Annotated in this window: 5 protein-coding genes; all 5 read right to left on the minus strand. The window is 64.0% G+C overall.

The features are described from left to right. Positions 1 to 151: 151 nt before the first annotated feature. Positions 152 to 913 (minus strand): HpcH/HpaI aldolase family protein, encoded by a 762-nt coding sequence (locus WBQ44_RS15890; protein WP_495567634.1) that lies wholly within the window; start codon positions 911 to 913, stop codon positions 152 to 154. Between the two features lie 11 nt (positions 914 to 924). Continuing rightward, positions 925 to 1,881 carry an aldo/keto reductase gene (locus WBQ44_RS15895; protein WP_495567635.1) on the minus strand — a complete coding sequence of 319 codons (957 nt, stop codon included), beginning with the start codon at positions 1,879 to 1,881 and terminating at the stop codon, positions 925 to 927. Then, entirely contained in the window at positions 1,878 to 2,717 is an 840-nt protein-coding gene (locus tag WBQ44_RS15900; RefSeq protein ID WP_495567636.1) for an ATP-binding cassette domain-containing protein, read from the minus strand. Before WBQ44_RS15900 ends, WBQ44_RS15895 begins: the two co-directional genes overlap by 4 nt. Continuing rightward, complete coding sequence (locus tag WBQ44_RS15905; protein ID WP_495567637.1) at positions 2,714 to 3,532, minus strand: ABC transporter ATP-binding protein; 819 nt, start codon at positions 3,530 to 3,532, stop codon at positions 2,714 to 2,716. Before WBQ44_RS15905 ends, WBQ44_RS15900 begins: the two co-directional genes overlap by 4 nt. Before the next feature lie 3 nt (positions 3,533 to 3,535). Then, a partial coding sequence (locus tag WBQ44_RS15910) for an ABC transporter permease (protein ID WP_495567638.1) occupies positions 3,536 to 3,954 on the minus strand: 419 nt, incomplete at its 5' end.

Consider the following 3,954-nt stretch of genomic DNA (forward strand, 5'->3'; position numbering starts at 1 on the left):
CTGCATACGGAGTATTCGGAGCTGCCCGCCGGGCGTATGGCTCGAGGTGTGCAACCAACGCGAAAACCCCGGATTCGTCGGTTCGAATCCGGGGTCACGCTGGTGAGCGGCACGCGGGGAGCTCTACTGGAGGCCTTTTCCCTCGGCTACCTCAGCCGCGGGCGGCTTTCAGGTGGTCGGCCGACGCTGCTCTCAGGTGCGTCAGGTCGGAGGCGACGGTAGCCAACGTGAATCCTTCGGATAGGCGCGCGGCCGCCGCGTCACCCGATGGGGTGTGTATGCCGGCGGCGATACCAGCTGCTGCAGCGGATCTTTGTACTCGCGCCAGAGCGGCCTCGAACTCGTCGTCGACAGAGGTATCAGAGGGAGAGGATCCGCCGACAGCGAGACGTAGGTCGGAAGGGCCGACGTAGACCCCGTCCAATCCGGGCACCGCGCAGATCTCCTCGACGTTCGCGAGGCCCTGCGGTGTTTCGATCATCGCCAACACGACAGTATCCCTGTTCGCGTCCGCGGGGGTCGGGCCGATTCGCAGCTGCGAGCGCATGGGCCCGTAGGACCTGATGCCCGCGGGCGGGTAAGTGGCAGCAGCAACCGCAGCAGCAGCGTCCGTGGCCGTGTCCACGAGCGGGACGATGACCCCCGAGGCCCCCGCGTCGAGAGCCCGGCCGATCGGGGTGGCGTCGTTGGCTTCGACCCGGACGAGCCCTGCGGGGCCGTGGGCGGCGTCGATCGCCGTCAGACCGGCAAGCATCCCGGAGTAACCGATCAGACCGTGTTGGAGATCGAGGGCGATGTAATCCCACCCCACATGCGCGAGCCATTCGGTCGAGACGGGACTGTCGATAACGGACCAGTAGCCGAGTATCCGTTCTCGATTACGAACGCGAGCGGCGAATTCCTGTGCAGACATGAGAAGGCCTTTCAGCGGTTGTAGTTCGGCATCGGTCCACGAAGCGCGGCGCCTACTTCGTCGCACGCGGCGACGACGTCGGCGTCGAGCGGACCGTTGCCGATGGCGTCGATATTCGCCAATAGGTGTTCGACCTTCGAGCCGCCGAGCAGGATCGGGCCTGTTGCGGGTTTGGACACGAGCCACCTCATGGCGAGTTCTGTCAGCGGCATCCCGGCGTCGCTCGCAACAGCCGTCAGTTGGGCGATCGCGTCGAAGATCGCAGTGTTCCAATAGCGCTCGCGGTACATGGCGGCAAGGCGTGAGTCGCCGAACCTACCGTCGGCGGGCTCGGCTTCGAGCGAGTGTTTGCCGGTGAGCAGTCCGCCACCGAGTGGGTTGTACACCATGGTGATCAGGCCGGTGACCTCGGCGAATTCCACGTACTCCTCCTCTATCCGACGAGCCAGGAGGTTGTAGAGCTGTTGGGCGACGACAGGCATGGGGGCTCCGACCTCGTCGGCGATACGGCGTGCCTCTCCGATCTGCCACGCCGCGAAATTGGACACCCCCAAGGCGCGTATCTTGCCCTCGTCGACGAGTTCGGCCACGGTGGCGAGAGTGTCGGCCAACGGCGTGGCTCGATCCGGCTGATGGAGATAGAAGAGATCGACGTACTCGGTGTCCAAGCGTCGAAGACTTGCCTCGACGCTCAGGCGCAGCCCCTTCGGGGACAGGGGACTGTTTTCACCGGCGTCCGAATTCGGCATTCCAGCCTTGGTGGCAATGGTCACCTGCTCACGGCGCGTTGCCAATAGGCCGGCGAGTATGCGTTCCGACTCGCCTCCCGCGTATCCGTTGGCGGTGTCGATGTGGTTGATACCTGCGTCGAGGGCGGCGTCGACCATCTTGGCCGCGCCGGACGCGTCGACGGTGTCGCCGAATGTCATGGTTCCCAGGACGAGGGGCGAGATGTCGAGCGGGGTCATGCAGTCACTCCTGCCGTTGTCGGTGCGAGCCGAGAGACTATGTGTCGCGGCTTGATTCCTACCATCGTGGTGGGGTCGAGCGCAGCAGCGCGCAGCGCCCTGGTGTACGTATGTTTGGGGCGGGTCAGCACCTCTTCGGTGTCACCTCGTTCGACGATGCGGCCCTTGGACATGACGACGACGGTGTCGCTGATCTCGCGTACGACGCCGAGGTTGTGCGAGATGAACACGTAAGTCAGGCCTGTGTCGCGCTGGATCCCGCGCAACAGATCCAGAACCTGGGCTTGAACCGACACGTCGAGTGCGCTCGTCGCCTCGTCGCACACCAGTACTTCGGGCCCGGACGCGAGCGCACGAGCAATTCCGATGCGCTGACGCTGCCCGCCCGAGAACTCGACTGGACGCCGACTGCATGCTGTCACGGGCAACCCGACCTGATCGATGAGGTTGGCAGCCTTTTCGGCTCGTTCGGCCTTGCTTCGAATCCCTCGCAGTCGCAGCGGCTCGCCGACGATGTCGAGCGCCGTCAAATGCGGATCGAGGGAGCCGTACGGGTCTTGAAACACCATCTGGACCCGAGAACGGAACGGCCGCAGCGCCTTCTCCGAAAGTTGGGAGATATCGGAACCGTCCAACACGATGCGTCCGGAGGTTGGCGTGAGCAGTCGGACGATGGATTTCGCGATCGTGGATTTCCCGCACCCCGATTCTCCGACGACCGCGAGCGTCTTGCCCTTGTCGACGGAGAAGCTCACCGAGTCGACTGCGCGAAAGACACCGTCGGCGACGGGATATTCGACGACGAGGTCTTCGACGGACAGCAGTGGTGTGGTCATACCGCAACCTTCTCGGGAGATTCGTTCCACGACCCCAGATGTGGGATCGCGTCGAGCAGTGCGCGCGTGTAGGGATTCTGGGGAGCTGCGACGAGTTCCTCGGCGCCGCCGTCCTCGACGAAGACTCCGCTCTTCATGACGTAGATGCGATCCGAGACGAGTCTGGCCACTCCCAGATCGTGGGTGATGACGAGCATGCCGATTCCGGTTCGTTCCTGTAACTCGAGCAGTAGGTCGAGGATGCTGGCCTGCACTGTGACGTCCAGCGCGCTGGTGGGTTCGTCGGCGACGATCAGCTCGGGTCCGGACGCGAGAGCGCTCGCGATCAGTACACGTTGCAGCATGCCACCGGACATCTGGTGCGGGTATTTGTCGAGCTGTGCGCTCGGATCCGGAATGCGCACCTGCTCGAGCAGTTCGACGCAGCGCGTCAGCTGTTTCGACTTTCCCGAAACACCGCTGTGGCGCACAGCTTCGCGAAGCTGGCTGCCGATGGTGTGCACCGGAGACAAGGCCGTCATCGGATCCTGCGGGATCAGGGCGATGTGCTTACCGCGGATGCGGCGCAGCTTTTTGTCCTCGCCCAGGATTTCGTCGTCCTTGAACATCACAGAACCCGACAGCACCGCCAGGTCGGTCGGAAGCAGACCCAGAATGCCCATGGCCGTGGTCGACTTGCCGGAGCCGGATTCGCCGATGATGGTGACGGTCTCGCCGGCGTCGATGCAGAAGGAGACTCCGTCGACGGCGCGGATGACGCCCTTGTCGGTGACGAGTTCGATCTGCAGCTCGTCGACTTTCAGTAGGTTCCCCATGAGTCAGACGCCTTTCTTGTCGAACCGGGCGAACATGCCGCGCCGGACGGATCGGGCCGGTCGGTCACGAAGACCGTCGCCGAGCAGGTTCACCCCGACCACGAGGATCACGATCATGAGGCCGGTGCAGGTGACGATCCACCACGAGGTGGTGATGTAGTCCTGACCGTCGGAGATTATGCGTCCCCACGTTGCGAACGGACGCTGAGGGCCCGCGCCGAGGTAGCTCAGCGAACTCTCCAGCAGAACAGCCTGAGCGAGAAGCAGAAGCACGACGAGCGAAGCCTGCTTGATGATGTTGGGGACGACGTGGCGAAGCAGGATGGCGGTGCGGCTCAGGCCGAGAACGCGCGCTGCGGCGACGTAGGGCTTCTCGCGTTCGACAAGAACGAGGGAGCGGGTCAGTCGTGCGACCTCAGGCC

This window comes from Rhodococcus sp. (in: high G+C Gram-positive bacteria), from assembly GCF_049591685.1.
Classification (GTDB): Bacteria; Actinomycetota; Actinomycetes; order Mycobacteriales; family Mycobacteriaceae; genus Rhodococcoides.